1 protein-coding gene is annotated in these 258 nt (G+C 39.9%); it reads left to right on the forward strand.

Annotation, left to right across the window (positions count from 1 at the left end; all coding sequences use genetic code 11):
* On the forward strand, window positions 1-258 hold a 258-nt coding region (locus tag AAEY62_RS23340; protein WP_350636823.1), incomplete at both ends, for an HDOD domain-containing protein.

Here is a 258-nt window from a genome sequence, read left to right on the forward strand (position 1 = left end):
GGCCAGAAATGCTCAGTTACGGTAATGTTGAGCCGTTAAAAATGGCGGTTTTTGATTTATTGCGCTGCACATCTCGTCCTGACTTGGATTTTAACGAAATTAATCAACGTATTTCTAAAGATGTGGGTTTAACCGCACGTGTTCTCAAACTAGTTAATGCCCGCTCTGCTAATAAAAATTTAGTGATTACGTCAATTCCACAAGCGGTTGTGTATTTAGGGGAAGATTCTATTAGAAAGTTTGTACGAGTACTGGCGC

It is taken from the genome of Pseudoalteromonas sp. GW168-MNA-CIBAN-0100, from assembly GCF_040309225.1.
In the GTDB taxonomy this organism is placed as follows: Bacteria; Pseudomonadota; Gammaproteobacteria; order Enterobacterales; family Alteromonadaceae; genus Pseudoalteromonas; species Pseudoalteromonas arctica.